The organism is Bacillus sp. JK74 (genome assembly GCF_053663395.1).
In genome coordinates this window covers 326873-342618 of the sequence record NZ_JBSJQB010000002.1, presented here as the reverse complement: position 1 = coordinate 342618, position 15746 = coordinate 326873, and the positions used below count along the sequence as shown (strand labels likewise).

Genomic DNA, 15746 nt, shown 5'->3' with positions numbered 1-15746 from the left:
GACAAACAACAGGAGATGAAAAGAAATGAACCAGCAAACAGTTAATGTAATCGGAGCAGGCCTTGCCGGAAGTGAAGCGGCATGGCAGCTTGCAAAACGAGGAATTCAAGTAAAACTATACGAAATGCGGCCCGTCAGGCAGACGGCAGCCCATCATACTGATAAATTCGCTGAACTGGTATGCAGCAACTCCCTCCGTTCAAATACACTCGCCAATGCGGTAGGCGTATTAAAAGAAGAAATGCGGGCGCTTGACTCAGCAATCATTCAATCTGCTGATAAATGCTCGGTTCCGGCAGGGGGAGCGCTTGCAGTTGACCGCCATGAATTTGCGCAAAGCGTGACGGATCTCGTGAAAAACCATCCGAACGTAACGGTTCTTACTGAGGAAGTAACAGAGATTCCGGAAGGCCCGACGGTTATCGCGACCGGACCGCTTACGTCAGAATCGCTTTCACAGCAGCTGAAAGAGCTCACGGGAGAAGAGTATCTGTATTTTTATGACGCGGCGGCGCCGATTGTCGAAAAAGACAGCCTTGATATGGAGAAAGTGTACTTAAAATCCCGTTATGACAAGGGAGAAGCGGCATACTTAAACTGCCCGATGACAGAGGAAGAGTTTGACCGTTTCTATGAAGCATTGACGACGGCTGAGACGGTTCCTTTAAAAGAATTCGAGAAAGAAATCTTCTTTGAAGGCTGTATGCCGATTGAAGTCATGGCGAAAAGAGGCAAGAAAACGATGCTGTTCGGACCGATGAAACCGGTCGGACTGGAAGATCCGAAAACAGGCAAGCGCCCTTATGCAGTCGTTCAGCTCAGACAGGATGACGCGGCGGGAACGCTTTATAATATTGTAGGTTTTCAGACACATTTAAAATGGGGAGACCAAAAAGAAGTGCTTAAACTGATCCCCGGCCTTGAAAATGTTGATATCGTCAGATACGGCGTCATGCACAGAAACACATTTATCAACTCGCCGAGCCTTTTGAACCCGACATATCAATTTAAACAGCGGAACGATCTGTTTTTCGCGGGCCAAATGACCGGTGTAGAGGGTTATGTTGAATCTGCCGCTTCAGGTCTTGTAGCGGGAATCAATGCCGCCAAACTTGTGCTCGGTCAGGATCTTGTGACATTCCCGCAGGAGACGGCGATCGGAAGCATGGCTCACTACATTACGACGACAAATCAGAAGAACTTCCAGCCGATGAATGCAAACTTCGGCCTCTTAAAAGAATTGCCTGTAAAAATTAAAAACAAAAAAGAACGAAATGAAGAATACGCTAAACGCGCAATTGAGACTATTCAAACTATTTCGAAAACGATATAGCTTTTCATTGCAACTTCGATGCATTATATGATACCATTTAAAAGCCCTTCGGAGAGGGAGGTCTTCATAATGACTGAGAATGTTAACTTTTTTTTAAAGTTATTCGTTGAATATTTACAAATTGAAAAAAATTATTCACAATATACTATTGTGAATTATGTTAATTCGATTGAAGAATTTGGGATGTTTCTGCATGCTCAAAATATAAATGGAATGAAAGAAGCTGCATATCATGATGTGAGAATATTTTTGACAGAGGCTTATGAAAAAGGCCTGTCAAGAAAAACAATCAGCAAGAAAATTTCAGCTTTGAGAAGCTTCTATAAATTTTTAATGAGGGAAAAGCTTGTTGAAGAGAATCCGTTTCAGCTTGTTCATCTGCCGAAACAAGAGAAACGGATTCCGAAGTTTCTTTATGAAAAAGAACTTGAGGAACTATTCGCTGTCTCAGACAGAAGTCAGCCGTCAGGGATGCGCGATCAGGCCCTGCTTGAGCTTCTTTATGCGACCGGAATGAGGGTCAGTGAGTGCTGTACGCTCACTGTCGGCGATCTTGACCTGTTCATGGATACGGTGCTCGTTCACGGGAAAGGCAAGAAGCAGCGCTATATCCCGTTCGGCTCATATGCCCGTGATGCGCTGGAGCTGTATATCAACAGCGGAAGGCAGTGCCTGCTTGAAAAAGCAAAAGAGCCTCATGATGTGCTGTTTGTCAATCAAAGAGGCGGCCCGCTGACCGCCAGAGGAATCCGGTATATTTTAAGCGGGCTTGTAAAAAAAGCATCCGGCACTTTACATATACACCCGCATATGCTTCGGCACACGTTTGCGACTCATCTGCTGAATGAAGGGGCTGATTTAAGAAGCGTCCAGGAGCTTTTGGGCCATTCCAATCTGTCTTCTACGCAGATATACACGCATGTATCGAAGGAAATGCTGAGAAACACATATATGTCCCACCACCCGAGAGCTTTTAAAGAAAATTAAAAGGAGGCCCTTCTCATGTCATCTTTTCATGCGACAACGATTTTTGCCGTCCAGCATAACGGGAAAAGCGCTATGTCAGGAGACGGCCAGGTCACATTCGGTCAGGCTGTAGTCATGAAACATACTGCGAGAAAAGTGAGAAAGCTGTTTAACGGAAAGGTTCTGGCCGGATTTGCGGGATCTGTTGCAGACGCTTTCACACTTTTTGAAATGTTTGAGGCGAAGCTTGAAGAATACAACGGCAATTTAAAACGTGCGTCGGTTGAGCTTGCGAAAGAATGGCGCAGCGATAAAGTGCTGCGCAAGCTGGAAGCCATGCTGATTGTCATGAACCAGGATACCTTGCTTCTCGTATCGGGAACAGGTGAAGTGATTGAGCCGGATGACGGCATTTTGGCAATCGGCTCCGGCGGAAACTACGCCCTGTCAGCAGGAAGAGCGCTGAAAACCTATGCCGGAGAGAATCTGTCCGCCAAAGATATTGCAAAAGCCGCTTTGAAAATCGCAGGCGAGATTTGTGTGTACACAAACGATCAGATCATTTTGGAAGAACTTGAATAGAAAGGACTTGAGGCGCATGGAAAACAAACCGTTAACACCGAGACAAATCGTAGATCGGTTGGATCAATACATTGTAGGACAGCAGGATGCGAAAAAAGCTGTCGCCGTGGCATTAAGAAACCGCTATCGCAGAAGTCTTCTTGATGAAAAACTGAGAGACGAGATCGTTCCCAAAAACATCCTGATGATGGGCCCGACCGGGGTGGGGAAAACAGAGATCGCCAGACGGATCGCCAAGCTTACCGGTGCGCCATTTATAAAAATTGAAGCGACAAAATTTACAGAAGTCGGCTATGTAGGCAGAGATGTCGAATCAATGGTCAGAGACCTTGTTGAGACATCCGTGCGGCTCATTAAAGAAGAAAAAATCAGCGAAGTGAAAGAACAGGCTGAAGAAAATGCAAACAAACGTATAGTTCGGCTTCTCGTTCCGGGAAAGAAAAAACAAGCGGGTGTGAAAAATCCGTTTGAAATGCTTTTCGGAGGAAGCCAGACGGCAAATGATGATGAAGCCGACCAGCAGGAAGAAGCAAGCCTTGAAGAAAAAAGAAAACGCATGGCGCATCAGCTCGCATTGGGAGAGCTCGAAGACCATTACGTCTCCGTAGAGGTGGAAGAGCAGCAGCCGTCGATGTTTGACATGCTGCAAGGCTCCGGGATGGAGCAGATGGGCATGAATATGCAGGATGCGCTGAGCAATCTGATGCCGAAAAAGAAAAAACGCCGCAAAATGACGGTCAGAGAAGCAAGGAAGGTTCTGACCAATGAAGAGGCAGGCAAATTAATCGATATGGATGAAGTCGGCCAAGAGGCCGTGTTAAGAGCTGAAGAGGGCGGCATTATCTTTATTGACGAAATAGATAAAATCGCAAAAAACGGAGGGGCTTCTTCCTCAGCAGATGTATCGAGAGAAGGCGTTCAAAGAGATATCCTTCCGATTGTCGAAGGATCTACCGTCGTCACGAAATACGGCTCCGTCAAAACAGATCACGTGCTGTTTATCGCAGCCGGGGCATTCCATATGGCCAAACCGTCTGATCTGATACCGGAGCTGCAGGGCCGCTTTCCGATTCGTGTAGAATTGAGCAAGCTGACGGTGGATGATTTTGTGAAGATTCTCGTCGAACCCGATAACGCGCTGTTAAAACAATATCAGGCTTTATTGCAGACAGAAGGTATATCTCTTGAATTTTCTGACGAAGCTATTCGTAAGATCGCCGAAGTGGCTTATCATGTGAATCAGGACACGGACAACATCGGAGCGAGAAGGCTTCACACGATATTGGAACGTCTCTTGGAAGACCTGTCGTTTGAAGCGCCGGACGTGACGATGGAAAAAGTCGCCATCACGCCGCAATACGTTGAAGAAAAGCTCGGAACGATTGCAAACAACAAAGATCTAAGTCAATTTATATTGTGAAAATTTAATAAGAGGAATTCTAGGAGGATTATTTATCATGGCTTTACTACAAAAAACACGAATTATTAACAGCATGCTGCAGGCTGCGGCAGGCAAACCCGTAAACTTTAAAGAAATGGCTGAAACGCTTCGTGACGTCATTGATTCTAATATTTTCGTCGTCAGCCGCAGAGGAAAGCTTTTGGGCTACTCTATTAATCAGCAGATTGAAAATGACCGCATGAAAAAAATGCTTGAAGACCGCCAGTTCCCGGAAGAGTACACGAGAAATCTGTTCAATGTTCCGGAGACGTCTTCAAACCTTGATATCAACAGCGAATACACGGCGTTTCCTGTGGAAAACAGAGACCTGTTCCAAGCGGGCTTAACAACGATCGTGCCGATCATCGGCGGAGGAGAGAGACTGGGCACGCTGATTCTGTCCCGTCTGCAGGATCAATTTGAAGATGATGATCTCATTCTTGCTGAATACGGGGCAACTGTTGTAGGAATGGAGATTTTAAGAGAAAAAGCGGAAGAAATCGAAGAAGAGGCGCGAAGCAAAGCGGTTGTTCAAATGGCGATCAGTTCTCTGTCTTACAGTGAACTTGAAGCGATTGAGCATATCTTTGAAGAGCTTGACGGAAACGAAGGCTTGCTTGTGGCAAGTAAGATTGCGGACCGTGTCGGCATTACGCGTTCAGTAATCGTTAACGCGCTGAGAAAGCTGGAAAGCGCAGGCGTCATTGAATCCAGATCACTGGGAATGAAGGGGACGTACATTAAAGTTCTGAACAACAAATTCCTTATTGAATTGGAAAACCTTAAATCTCATTAAGACAAAAGCAGGATCCCTGAAAATGGGGGTCCTGCTTTTTTTATGGACAATAGGTGAAAAGTTGCAGTTTAAAGTTGCTTATTGGAAGCTGATCTGAGATAATCCATCTTGCTGTGTGAAAAAAGGAGGAAGATACAGAAATTCTGCTATTTTCAGTCTTATATTAAACAAATGCTTGTAGTCCAAATACTCTAGGACTTAATACCTACATGCAAAATAGATATAATTGAGCACTTTTTTTTAGCCTAACTTCATAGACTTTAAGCCTGTTATTTCTTACAATAAGCATATGGTTTTACAATTCTCGACAAGGATTTTTAGGAGAAAAATATCTGAAATGGAGGTAAGTGGATTTGGACTTATTTTCTGGAACTATACAAAATCTTGAGAATGCCTTGGGGAGAGCGGACATTAAGCAAAAAGTCTTAACTAATAACATCGCCAATATAGATACACCGAACTATAAGGCAAAAAAAGTCTCTTTCCGAAATTTGTTAGATCAGGAAACATCCAATCTTGAGGCGGTAAAAACCGACTATCGGCACGTTGACTTTACGGGTTCAGGGGACGATTATTCTATCGTGTCCAGCAGTGATACATCGTACCAGCAAAACGGAAACAATGTCGATATCGACAAAGAAATGACAGATTTAGCCGAAAACCAAATTAATTATCAGGCTTTGGTTGAAAGAATGAGCGGCAAATTCAATTCTCTGAAAACCGTCTTGACAGGAGGAAAATAATGAGTGGCTTTCAAAGCTTAAATATTTCGGGCTCCGCTTTAACTGCACAGCGTGTCCGGATGGACGTCGTATCGTCCAACCTGGCCAATATGGATACAACGAGAGCGAAGCAGGTAAATGGCGAATGGGTGCCTTACAGAAGAAAGCTGGTATCTCTCCAATCGGGAGGCGAATCATTTTCGTCCCTTTTACATTCCAAGATGAACGGAACAGGAAGCGCTGGAAATGGCGTAAAGGTATCTGGCGTTACGGAAGACCCGTCCGCTTTTAATCTCGTTTATGATCCGGAGAATCCTGATGCGAATAAAGACGGATATGTGCAAAAACCAAATGTAGACCCATTAAAAGAAATGGTGGATCTTGTCAGCAGCACGAGATCATATGAAGCAAACGTAACTGCATTAAACGCCTCCAAAGGCATGCTTTTGAAGGCTTTAGAAATCGGAAAGTAAGGTGATGTAAGTGGTTAACGCTATTACTCCTTTTCAGCTTCAACAAACCCAAAACACTCAAAACGTAACGAATCAATTAAACCAAACTCAAAAAACTGATTCTTCAAACCAAACAAGCTTTTCGGAGCTTTTAAAAAACTCTATTGATTCGTTAAATGAGTCACAAGTAAAATCTGACCAAATAACGAACGAACTGGCTGCAGGAAAGGATGTAAACCTTGACGAGGTCATGATCGCTGCCCAAAAAGCAAATATCTCTCTGACGGCCGCTACCGAATTCCGCAATAAAGCCGTAGAAGCCTATCAGGAAATCATGAGAATGCAGATGTAGTGGTCAGATTGAAGAGAATGACTGGAATGACCGGGGGTTAACATGAATCGTACTCTAATGCAAATGAAAACCAAAACGGCAGCGTTTTGGAACAACAGATCAAAAACACAGAAGATACTCATGGTAAGCGGCTTGGCCGCATTCATTATTTTACTCATCGTCGTTATTATTTTTACTTCGTCTGAAAAGATGGTGCCTCTTTATAAAGATTTGTCCGCGGAAGAAGCGGGGAAGATTAAAGAAGAGCTCGATACGAAAAAGGTGTCTTCTGAACTTGCTGACGGCGGCACGGTCATTAAGGTTCCTGAGAGCCAAGTGGATTCGCTTAAAGTCCAGCTTGCCGCGGAAGGCCTGCCGAAAACGGGATCAATTGATTATTCGTTTTTCGGACAAAATGCGGGCTTCGGCCTGACAGATAATGAGTTTGACGTTTTAAAGGTTGAGGCGACTCAGACCGAATTGTCAAACCTGATAAATGAAATGGACGGTATTAAAAGCTCGAAGGTCATGATCAATATGCCGAAAGAAGCCGTGTTCGTCGGTGAAGATCAGCCGGCAGCGTCCGCATCTATCGTTTTGCAGATGAAACCGGGCTACTCGCTTGATCAAAACCAGATCAACGGGCTGTACCATCTCGTTTCTAAAAGTGTTCCGAACTTAAAAGAAGATAATATCGTCATAATGGATCAAAATTCTACATATTATGACAAAAGTGACAGCGGTGCAGGGTCCGTTTCTGACAGTTATGCATCTCAGCAAGGTATTAAGTCGCAGGTCGAAAAGGACATTCAAAAACATGTTCAGTCACTGCTCGGCACAATGATGGGGCAGGATAAGGTCGTTGTTTCCGTAACGGCGGATATTGACTTCACGAAGGAAAAACGCACTGAAGACACTGTCGAACCTGTCGATAAAGATAACATGGAAGGCATAGCGGTAAGCGCCGAAAAAGTTGCGGAAACGTATAAAGGCGACGGCGCAGCCAACGGCGGCACGGCCGGAACGGGAAGCAATGACACCGCGAACTATGCTGAGACAAACGGCGGTTCAAACAGCGGGGACTACGAAAAAAGCAGCAATAAAATCAACTATGAAGTCAACCGTATTCATAAAGAAATCGCGGAAAGCCCGTATAAAGTGCGTGATTTAGGCATTCAAGTCATGGTGGAGCCGCCTAATCCGAAAAATGCCGCTTCCTTATCAGCACAGAGACAGGCTGATATACAGAAGATTTTAGGAACGGTCGTCAGAACGTCTCTTGATAAAAACGAAACGCAAAATCAAAACCTGACAGACAATGATATCAACAATAAAATCGTTGTATCCGTTCAGCCGTTTGACGGAAAAACAAGCCTGAACACAGATTCGGCACAATCTTCAGGTCTTCCGATCTGGGTATACATTACAGGCGGCGTACTGCTTGCGGCCATTATTCTGCTTATTATTCTCCTCATCAGAAAGAAACGCTCACAAGAGGATGAATACGAAGAATATGAATATGAAACACCGCCGGAGCCGGTTCGATTGCCTGATATCAACGAAGAGAAAATTGAAACGGAAGAAACAGTCAGACGAAAACAGCTTGAAAAAATGGCTAAAGAAAAACCGGAAGACTTTGCTAAATTGCTTCGAAGCTGGCTGGACGAGGATTAGGGGGAATGGAAAATGGCGAAACGTGATCAGAACAAGCTTACAGGAAAACAAAAAGCAGCCATCCTCATGATTTCCTTAGGCCTTGATGTATCAGCTTCTGTGTACAAGCATTTGTCTGAAGAAGAAATTGAAAGATTGACTCTCGAGATTTCGGGAGTCAGAAGCGTCGATCATCAAAGAAAAGATGAAATCATTGAAGAATTTCATAATATCGCAATCGCTCAGGACTATATTTCACAAGGCGGTTTAAATTACGCCCGCCAAGTGCTTGAAAAAGCGCTCGGAGAAGACAAAGCGGTAAGCATTTTAAACAGGCTCACCTCTTCTTTGCAGGTAAAGCCGTTTGATTTTGCGAGAAAAGCGGAGCCCGAACAGATTTTAAATTTCATTCAGCAGGAACATCCGCAAACGATGGCGCTGATTTTATCCTACCTTGACCCGGTTCAGGCCGGACAGATTTTGTCTGAGCTGAACCCGGACGTTCAGGCTGAAGTGGCAAGAAGGATTGCGGTTATGGACAGAACGTCTCCCGAAATCATAAATGAAGTGGAGCGGGTCCTTGAACAAAAGCTGTCCTCCTCCTTTACGCAGGATTATACGCAGACCGGCGGCATAGAAGCCGTTGTTGAAGTGTTAAACGGCGTAGACAGAGGAACGGAAAAAACGATCCTTGATTCATTAGAAATCCAAGATCCTGAATTGGCGGATGAAATCAAAAAACGGATGTTTGTCTTTGAAGATATTGTCACCCTTGATAACCGTGCGATTCAGCGCGTGATCAGAGACGTTGAAAACGACGACCTCCTGCTTTCATTGAAGGTTGCGAGCGAGGAAGTCAAAGAGATCGTCTTCAGCAATATGTCACAGCGTATGGTTGAAACGTTTAAAGAGGAAATGGAAATTATGGGGCCTGTGCGTTTGCGTGATGTGGAAGAGGCGCAATCAAGAATCGTGGGCGTCGTCCGCAAGCTGGAAGAAGCCGGAGAAATTGTAATCGCGCGAGGCGGAGGAGACGATATTATTGTCTAATATCATTAAACAGCAATCATCATTTTCTCCTGAACAAAAACGGCGCAAGCTATCCTTGCAGGAAGTCAGGAAAACACATTCCCAGCCAGACCGGGAGGAACCTGAAAATCCGGAGGCTCTCATGGCCTTTGCCAAGGCCGAAGCCGACAGGGTGTCTGAAGAAGCGAAAAATCAATTGGATCACACTCTTCGGCAGATTGAAGAAGAGAAAAACCGCTGGGCGGAAGAAAAACAAAGATTGATGGAAGAAGCGAAGGCAGAAGGATATAAAGAAGGCATGGCATTGGGAAAAGCCGATGCTCAAGCTGAATATGCCAATCTCATCAGCCGGGCCAATGCCGTTATGGAAATGGCGAGACAGTCAGTCGAGGAAAAACTGGAAAGCGCTGAAGAAGAAATTATTGAGCTTTCCGTTGCGCTCGCTAAAAAAGTCTGGCGGCAAAAAAGTGACGATAAAGAGGCTTTCCTTCTACTGGTCAAACAGGTAGTAGCCGAAGTAAAAGATTATGATGACATCTCCATCTATGTGGACCCTGAATATTATGAGACGGTTCATCAGCATATGGACGAAATTCAGCAGCTGTTATACAAAGAATGCAGATTAAGCTTATATGCCGATGAAAAAGCCGCGAAGGGAACGTGCTCGATAGAAACTCCGTTCGGACGTGTTGATGCAGGCATAGACACCCAGCTGATGCAATTAAAGCAAAAACTTTTAACGGCGCTTGAGGCGGGAGCGGAGCAATGAAGACACAGTATTTAATAGACTCAATTGAAACAGCGGATCCGTACAAACGCTACGGCAAGGTTAAACGGGTCATCGGGCTGATGATTGAATCAAAAGGGCCCGAAAGCTCAATCGGAGATGTTTGTCTCATTTATCCGAAAGGCCATGCAAAAAAAGCGATTAAAGCTGAGGTTGTAGGCTTCCAGGATGAAAACATTCTGCTAATGCCTTATCTGGAAGCGGCCAGCATCGCGCCGGGCAGCATTGTGGAGGCCACTGGCGAGTCGCTCCGTATCAAAGTAGGGGCGGGGTTAATCGGACAAGTTGTCGACGCGTTCGGCGAACCTCTTGACGGCCGGGCGCTTCCGAAAGGTTTGTCCCCCGTTTCGACAGAACAGCAGCCGCCAAACCCGATGAAACGCCCGCCGATACGGGAAAAGATGGGTGTCGGCGTCAGATCGATTGACAGTCTGCTGACGGTAGGAAAAGGGCAGAGAATCGGGATTTTTGCCGGAAGCGGAGTCGGGAAAAGCACCTTGATGGGAATGATTGCGAAGCAGACTGAAGCTGATTTAAACATTATCGCACTTGTCGGTGAACGGGGGCGCGAGGTGCGTGAATTCATCGAGAAGGATTTAGGCGAAGAAGGCCTGAAACGCTCGATAGTCGTAGTCGCGACCTCTGATCAGCCTGCGTTAATGCGATTGAAAGCGGCGTATACGGCCACCGCCATTGCGGAGTATTTCCGCGATAAAGGCCGGAATGTGATGTTCATGATGGACTCCGTCACGAGGGTCGCGATGGCTCAGCGGGAAATCGGCCTGGCAGCGGGAGAACCGCCGACAACAAAGGGATATACACCTTCTGTGTTCGCTATTTTGCCTCGTTTGCTGGAAAGAACGGGCGCAAATGAACAAGGAACGATAACCGCTTTTTATACGGTTCTCGTTGACGGAGATGACATGAACGAACCGATTGCCGATACGGTGCGCGGAATATTAGACGGGCATATCGTTCTCGATCGGGCGCTTGCCAACAAAGGGCAGTTCCCGGCCGTGAACATCCTGAAAAGCATCAGCAGGGTCATGTCTAATATTTCAGACACAGCGCACATAGAGGCGGCCAACAAATTCCGCGATCTTCTGTCAACTTATCAAAACTCTGAAGATCTCATTAATATCGGAGCTTACAAAAGAGGGTCATCAAGAGAAATTGATGAAGCGATTCAGTTTTATCCGCAGCTTATTCAATTTTTAAAACAAGGAACGGAAGAACCTGCTCAATTGGAAGACAGCATTGCGGCATTGACGAGTCTGACAGGAAATGAGGAATAAACATCATGGCGTACCAATTCAGATTTCAAAAGCTGCTGGAATTAAAAGAAAATGAAAAAGACCAAACATTGACTGAATACAGACAATCGGTTTCTGAATTTGAGACAGTGGCTGAAAAACTATATGAAAATATGAGCAAAAAAGAATTGCTCGAAAAAGACAAAGAATCAAAGCTGAAATGCGGGATGAGCGTTCAGGAAATGAGACATTATCAGCAATTCGTTTCCAACCTTGAGAACACCATCTACCATTATCAAAAGCTTGTCATTATGAAACGAAATGAAATGAATGAGAAGCAGGAACAGCTCACCGAAAAAAACATTGAAGTAAAGAAATTTGAAAAAATGCGGGAAAAACAATTTAATATGTTCGCACTTGAAGATAAAGCTGCAGAGATGAGGGAAATGGACGACATTTCAATCAAGCAGTTTATGATTCAGGGGCATTAGGAGCGAATGAAATGGCCGATAAAGAAAAGAGATCTGGAAAGTTCGGTTCAATCCTGCTTTTTATCATGATCCCGCTGATTTTTCTGATCATCGTCGCAAGCATCATCCTTTGGGCTGCCGGCGTTGATGTGATGAAGCCGATTCAGGAAACAGCCGCTAAAACGCCTGTTTTAAAAGAATTGGTTCCCGAAACGAAAGAAATGAAAAGCGCGGCGGAAAAGCAGAAGGAAGACAGAACGGCTTCTCTTGAAAAGACCATAAAGGAACAAAAAAGTGAAATTAACATTTTGAATAAAGATTTAGACACAAGCAAGTCCGAAATCGATAATCTGAATCAGAAAATCCGTTCGCTGAAACAGGAAGCTGAACAGCAGCAGAAAACGAAGACGGATGAAACAAAAAAAGACGCTTCGGATTCAGCCGGAAAAGATAAAATGATCAACATCTATAAAAGTATGGACAGCGGTAAAGCGGCAAGCATTATCGTAAAGCTGAAAGAAAAAGAAGCCCTCGATATTTTAAATGGATTAAGTAAAAAGCAGCTTGCTGAAATCTTGACGAAAATGACTCCTGAACAAGCGGCTAAATATACAGAAAAACTATCCGCTGACGGAAATAAGGAGTGATGTAAGTTGAAGCTGCTTGAATTAACGGGTAATCGTACGCAGACTGCGCAAAACAGCAATGTGAAGATGAATGAAAACAGCTTAGGTCTATTTCAGAACTGGCTCCTGTCGGAAATCACTTCTCCCCGGCAGCCCGGAGATGAAACAAAAACAAGTGACGCAGAGCTGAATGATGCCCTATCGAAAATCGGTGATTGGCTGAAAGCCGGCCCGGAAGATAAAGAATTGCAGCTTAAACAGCTGCTTGAGGCGGTAAAAGCTCTTGAAGGAAAGCAGACGGCTGAAACAGCTCTTCCTTTATTGAAACAGCTTGCCGAATCCGTTGAAGACATGTTAGCGGGAAAACAGCAGGGGGCGAAGCCTGAAACGAATGAGCCGGATTCTTCCGCAAAAGACGGGGATTCCGTCAAGGATGCGCTTGAGAAGGGCTTGCTTTTCATTCAAGAAGCCGTATCCCAGCTCTTCACATCTCAGCAGGAACTGCCGGACAGCACGCAGGCAAAGGCGGTTTACCGGGAAGGCGCCCGTTTATTAGAGACATTGAAAAAACAAGGCGTTCCGGACCGCGTGATTCAAGACCTGCGGCAGACATTTTTTCCGAAAAACGAATCTGCATCTAAACTTTACGCCATGACAGCCGCTGAGCTGAAGAGCTTTCAAAGCGTCGCGGAGCAGCTTGCGGGCCTTTCTCAAAAGGGAACAAAGGAATGGGATATGGCTGAAACTGAGCTGAAAGCTTTTGTGTTATCTCAATCATCTGAATCATCCCAAGAGTCAGCCGGGAAAACGGAACAGCAAAACGGCGGCACGGTTTCTCACGCAAAGGCGCCTGACAGCAAATTGTCTGCACATATACTGTTTTCGGGAACGAGAAGCCTTGCCGGCATTCAGCAAGCGTCCGCAGGAGCTGAACAGCAGCCGGCAGAAAATAAACCGTTAACGGATCAGGTCATCAGCGGCTGGAAACAGATGAAATACACGCCTTTCGGGAAAGCAACCGGAAGCTTTACGATTCGTCTTAATCCCGAGAACCTCGGATTTGTCACAATTAAGGTGACAAACGAAAACGGGATGTTTCAAAGCAAAATAATCGCATCCAGCCAGTCCGCTAAAGAGCTGCTGGAACAGCATCTTCCTCAGCTGAAACAGTCGCTTCCGAATATGTCGGTCCAGGTCGACCGTTTTACAGTCCCGCTTCAAAGCGGGGATCAGCAGCCTGTTTACGGGCAGACGGCAGATCACAATAAACAGCAGCATCAGGGACAGAGAGAACAGAAGAACCAGCAGCAGTCAGGCGATTTCGGAGATATGCTGGAGGAGCTTTCTCTCAATGAAATGGAGGAAGAATAGTTGACATCAGTAAACTCGGATTATGCCGCGGCGGGCGCTTCAACCACTTCAAGCGCGAAGAGCACTTCCGCAGTAAACAGCAGTACGAATTTAGGGAAAGACGAATTTCTGAAGATCTTAATGACACAGGTTCAAAACCAGGACCCGCTCAATCCGGTTGATGACAAAGAATTCATCAGCCAGATGGCGACATTTTCTTCATTGGAGCAAATGATGAATATGAATACGACGATGACTAAATTTGTAGAAAATCAAGATCCGTTTACGATGTATGTGAACTGGATCGGCAAAAATGTCACATTCAGCGACAGCGACGGGAAGGATCAGACAAGCCCAGTCAATTCAGTCAAGCATTCAAACGGCAATTACGTGCTCGTGCTTGAAAATGGCAAAGAGGTCAGTCCGTGGAATGTCACGGCCGTCAGCGAAACATCTAAATAAAAAGAAACCCAGGGGGAATTTAACATGTTACGTTCATTATATTCCGGTATCAGCGGCATGAAAAACTTTCAGACAAAACTAGATGTAATCGGCAATAACATCGCCAACGTCAACACAGTGGGATTTAAGAAAAGCCGCGTTACATTTAAAGATATGATCAGCCAGACAGTCGCCGGCGGTTCAAACGTGACCAATTCAAAACAAATCGGCTTGGGTGCCGCGACTTCTTCCATTGATGTCGTTCATTCAACCGGCGCCCCGCAGGCTACACAGAATAAAACCGACCTAGCCATTGACGGAGACGGATACTTTCAGATTAATACAGGTTCGGGAATCGTTTACACACGTGCGGGGAATTTCGGAAAGGACAATCAAGGCAACCTTGTTACGACTGACGGGTACTACCTTGAAAAAATCGGCGGCGGCAAAATCAATATTCCGACTGATGCGAAAGATTACAGCATCGGTGCAGACGGAACCGTTACATACACTGATGCAGGGGATGCGGTTCATGATGCCGGACAAATCGGTCTGGTCACGTTCCCTAACAGCGCCGGTCTGGAAAAAATCGGAGGCAATCTTTACAGAGAATCATTAAGTTCAGGAGCTGCGAGCGCAGTCACCACTCCGGGCGAAAACGGAACGGGTAAGCTTTTGGCAGGCTATCTTGAAATGTCAAACGTAGATCTGACAGATGAATTTACCGAAATGATCGTTGCTCAGCGCGGTTTCCAATCAAACTCAAAAATCATTACGACTTCAGATGAAATCCTTCAGGAGCTGGTTAATCTGAAACGGTAAGGAGGGAGGAGAGGCGGTTAGGCCGCTTCTCCGGATTGCATGATTCAAGTCACCCGTTTAAACGGCCAGCCTTTTACGCTGAATGCGCTGTTTATCGAACAGATTGAGTGCTTCCCCGACACGACGATTACACTGTCCAACGGCAAAAAGTTCGTAGTGAAAGAACCGGAAGAAGCAGTTCTCAAAAAAGTCATATCGTTTTACCATAGCATACAAATATTTTCACTGGATCAGGGAATAGAGGAAGAAGAATGAAGAAAAAATTAGTCATCATTTTGCTGATTATTTTAATTGTCATCGCCGGCCTCGGAACGGCAGCATATTTTGTCGTCAGCGGACACTCCGGCAAAGATAAAAAGCCGACAATTGACGAAGTCGTTGCAGCCACTGTGTCTGTCGACGATATCACGACAAACTTAAAGTCTGACAGCATCATCCGTATCGGCATCAAGCTTGAAACCGACTCGGCTAAAGCGAAGGAAGAACTTGAAAAACGCGATTTTCAGGTGAAAGACAACATCATTTCCATTTTAGCTGACACAAGCGCCGGAGAGATTGAGGGAGATAAAGGAAGAGAAGCGTTTAAACAATCATTAAAAGAGAAAGTAAACAGCTATCTCCAAGAAGGAAAAGTTCAGAAAGTGTACATTACCTCCTTTAATCTGCAATAAAAACAAATTTGACAGAATACG

General features: G+C 45.2%; 19 protein-coding genes. All 19 read left to right on the top strand.

From position 1 onward, the window contains the following. Positions 1-25 precede the first annotated feature (25 nt). The 19 genes from trmFO (at position 26) to fliL (ending at position 15725) form a co-directional block, all read left to right on the top strand. Positions 26-1333 carry an FADH(2)-oxidizing methylenetetrahydrofolate--tRNA-(uracil(54)-C(5))-methyltransferase TrmFO gene (trmFO, locus tag ACWJJ5_RS06245; RefSeq protein WP_012117550.1) on the top strand — a complete coding sequence of 436 codons (1308 nt, stop codon included), beginning with the start codon at positions 26-28 and terminating at the stop codon, positions 1331-1333. A 69-nt stretch (positions 1334-1402) separates the two neighbouring features. Then, complete coding sequence (gene xerC / locus ACWJJ5_RS06240) at positions 1403-2320, top strand: tyrosine recombinase XerC (RefSeq protein WP_007409774.1); 918 nt, start codon at positions 1403-1405, stop codon at positions 2318-2320. Positions 2321-2335: 15 nt separating this feature from the next. Next, positions 2336-2881 (top strand): ATP-dependent protease subunit HslV, encoded by a 546-nt coding sequence (gene hslV, locus ACWJJ5_RS06235; RefSeq protein WP_003154267.1) that lies wholly within the window; start codon positions 2336-2338, stop codon positions 2879-2881. Between the two features lie 16 nt (positions 2882-2897). Continuing rightward, entirely contained in the window at positions 2898-4301 is a 1404-nt protein-coding gene (gene hslU, locus ACWJJ5_RS06230) for an HslU--HslV peptidase ATPase subunit (protein WP_014305002.1), read from the top strand. 37 nt (positions 4302-4338) lie between these two features. Next, positions 4339-5118 carry a GTP-sensing pleiotropic transcriptional regulator CodY gene (codY, locus tag ACWJJ5_RS06225; RefSeq protein WP_003154263.1) on the top strand — a complete coding sequence of 260 codons (780 nt, stop codon included), beginning with the start codon at positions 4339-4341 and terminating at the stop codon, positions 5116-5118. Between the two features lie 353 nt (positions 5119-5471). Further along, positions 5472-5861 carry a flagellar basal body rod protein FlgB gene (gene flgB / locus ACWJJ5_RS06220; protein ID WP_003154260.1) on the top strand — a complete coding sequence of 130 codons (390 nt, stop codon included), beginning with the start codon at positions 5472-5474 and terminating at the stop codon, positions 5859-5861. Further along, positions 5861-6313, top strand: a complete 453-nt coding sequence (gene flgC, locus ACWJJ5_RS06215; RefSeq protein WP_003154259.1) for a flagellar basal body rod protein FlgC — start codon at positions 5861-5863, stop codon at positions 6311-6313. The genes flgB and flgC overlap by 1 nt, the downstream gene beginning before the upstream one ends. Before the next feature lie 10 nt (positions 6314-6323). Further along, complete coding sequence (fliE, locus tag ACWJJ5_RS06210; protein ID WP_007409777.1) at positions 6324-6644, top strand: flagellar hook-basal body complex protein FliE; 321 nt, start codon at positions 6324-6326, stop codon at positions 6642-6644. Between the two features lie 42 nt (positions 6645-6686). After that, entirely contained in the window at positions 6687-8297 is a 1611-nt protein-coding gene (gene fliF, locus ACWJJ5_RS06205) for a flagellar basal-body MS-ring/collar protein FliF (RefSeq protein ID WP_003154257.1), read from the top strand. Positions 8298-8309: 12 nt separating this feature from the next. Then, a complete protein-coding gene (fliG, locus tag ACWJJ5_RS06200) occupies positions 8310-9326 on the top strand; it encodes a flagellar motor switch protein FliG (protein ID WP_003154256.1) in 1017 nt (338 codons plus the stop codon). Beyond that, positions 9319-10074, top strand: a complete 756-nt coding sequence (fliH, locus tag ACWJJ5_RS06195) for a flagellar assembly protein FliH (protein WP_146276768.1) — start codon at positions 9319-9321, stop codon at positions 10072-10074. Before fliG ends, fliH begins: the two co-directional genes overlap by 8 nt. Next, a complete protein-coding gene (fliI, locus tag ACWJJ5_RS06190) occupies positions 10071-11387 on the top strand; it encodes a flagellar protein export ATPase FliI (protein ID WP_031379121.1) in 1317 nt (438 codons plus the stop codon). The genes fliH and fliI overlap by 4 nt, the downstream gene beginning before the upstream one ends. Before the next feature lie 5 nt (positions 11388-11392). Further along, positions 11393-11836, top strand: coding sequence for a flagellar export protein FliJ (gene fliJ / locus ACWJJ5_RS06185; protein WP_003154253.1), 444 nt, complete (start codon positions 11393-11395; stop codon positions 11834-11836). Between the two features lie 11 nt (positions 11837-11847). After that, entirely contained in the window at positions 11848-12462 is a 615-nt protein-coding gene (locus tag ACWJJ5_RS06180) for a MotE family protein (RefSeq protein ID WP_015388236.1), read from the top strand. A gap of 6 nt (positions 12463-12468) precedes the next feature. Continuing rightward, entirely contained in the window at positions 12469-13812 is a 1344-nt protein-coding gene (locus tag ACWJJ5_RS06175) for a flagellar hook-length control protein FliK (protein ID WP_454022291.1), read from the top strand. Further along, on the top strand, positions 13813-14253 hold the full coding sequence (gene flgD, locus ACWJJ5_RS06170) for a flagellar hook assembly protein FlgD (RefSeq protein WP_007409782.1): 441 nt from the start codon (positions 13813-13815) through the stop codon (positions 14251-14253). It abuts the gene before it with no gap. A gap of 24 nt (positions 14254-14277) precedes the next feature. Beyond that, positions 14278-15054, top strand: a complete 777-nt coding sequence (flgG, locus tag ACWJJ5_RS06165; RefSeq protein WP_003154244.1) for a flagellar basal body rod protein FlgG — start codon at positions 14278-14280, stop codon at positions 15052-15054. Between the two features lie 39 nt (positions 15055-15093). After that, positions 15094-15309, top strand: coding sequence for a flagellar FlbD family protein (locus ACWJJ5_RS06160; RefSeq protein WP_003154243.1), 216 nt, complete (start codon positions 15094-15096; stop codon positions 15307-15309). Then, a complete protein-coding gene (gene fliL / locus ACWJJ5_RS06155) occupies positions 15306-15725 on the top strand; it encodes a flagellar basal body-associated protein FliL (protein ID WP_003154241.1) in 420 nt (139 codons plus the stop codon). The genes ACWJJ5_RS06160 and fliL overlap by 4 nt, the downstream gene beginning before the upstream one ends. Positions 15726-15746 lie beyond the last annotated feature (21 nt).